The 1,402-nt window shown below is 51.4% G+C and carries 2 protein-coding genes; both read left to right on the top strand.

The annotated features are described in order from the left end of the window. Positions 1-219 (top strand): hypothetical protein (locus ACYVFD_RS35930; protein ID WP_461095443.1); only part of this gene is annotated, 219 nt, incomplete at its 5' end. After that, a complete protein-coding gene (locus tag ACYVFD_RS35925; protein WP_461095442.1) occupies positions 165-1,382 on the top strand; it encodes an IS4 family transposase in 1,218 nt (405 codons plus the stop codon). The genes ACYVFD_RS35930 and ACYVFD_RS35925, both read left to right, overlap by 55 nt. Positions 1,383-1,402 lie beyond the last annotated feature (20 nt).

Here is a 1,402-nt window from a genome sequence, read left to right as displayed (position 1 = left end):
GCTAATCTTGTAGGGGTTTTGAAAAAGAGCGAGTTTAGTAGCCTAACCCAGAAAACCATGAGTGAATTCAGCCAGATCAAAACCTTCCGTCCTCAGGTAAAAAAAGCCTGGAGCAAGCCTTTCAACAGGCGCACTCAAAAACCGGCCTCTCGTTTTCCCAAGCGATGGGACCTTCGTTTCGCCAGACCGTGGCCGCTCTGTTTGCCCACCAGCGTATGAGCGAATCGGTCATGCTAGAAGGCCACCTGCTGGCTACCCTACAGCGAGCAAAGGACTGCCAAGGGGACTATTTGATTGCTGCTCAGGATACCACTTACTATAATTACACTACGCATCAGGCCATGACCGGATTGGGTACCATACAGGGCGATACCAAGGGCATTATTCAGCACAATGTGCTGTTAATGAACCAGACAGGCGTTCCATTGGGCTTGCTTGATCAGCAGTATTGGAGTCGCCAGGGCGATAAGCCCTTTGAGGGGAAAGAAAGTCTGAAGTGGATTAAGGGACTAGCTGCAGTCAATCGCCACTTGGGCCAATCGGCCAAGCCGGTGGTCTTGGTACAAGATCGGGAAGCAGACATATTCGCGTTTTTTAAGGCCCAACGGGCCCCATCGGTTGACTTGTTAGTGCGGGTCCATCAGCCCCGTAAGCTGGAAGTGGTTAGCAGTGGTCAGGTCTACCAACTGCCCGAGTTAGCCGCCCACTTGCCGGTGTTGGGTGAGCATGAAGTGGAGGTACTTCGGGCCCATCAACTGGTTCGGTTGCGGTTGCGATTACAGGCCTGTAAGATCCATGTGTGGCCTGATAAGGATCACAGCGTGGCCAAGCATAAGACCGCGCCCTTGTGGGTGGTGATTGCTCGTGAAGTCGGTGCTCTGAGCGAGCAGGGCATCGATGTGTTCGATGCTAACCAAGTGGCTGAATGGTATTTACTAAGCAGTTTAGCGGTTGATCAGGAGTCGGATGCCCAACGGATAGTGGGTTTTTACAGCCTTCGGTGGCGGATCGAACGGTTTCACTATGTACTCAAATCCGGTGGTTTACACGTGGAGAAGCTGCAATTCGATGATCTACAGACGATGGTCAATGCCTTAGCCTTTTACTCAGTGGTCGGCTGGCAATTGGTACGGGTAACGTATTTAGTACGAACACAGGCGGACCTACCGGCTGGCAGTTGCTTTGAGGAGTCTGAAATTAATTTATTGGAGAGGCTCAGTCAGGGGCCCATCATGACTGTGGGCCAGGCTACACTGGCCATTGGTAAGCTGGTGGGGTTTGCTGGCTGCCCAAAGCAACCAATGCCTGGAGTGAAGGTGTTATGCCAGGCATTGGAGCGTTTTTATTACATCAAAATAGGCTATGGACTTAATCCCAATTAAAACCCCTACAAGATTAGGTT

It is taken from the genome of Spirosoma gilvum, from assembly GCF_054776815.1.
The sequence above is the reverse complement of the archived record's forward strand: the minus strand, read 5'-3'. Positions and strand labels throughout refer to the sequence as shown.

Bases quoted from the DNA above. Each gene is read 5' to 3' on its own strand.
- ACYVFD_RS35925 (WP_461095442.1), top strand. From the start codon at position 165: ATGGGACCTTCGTTTCGCCAGACCGTGGCCGCTCTGTTTGCCCACCAG.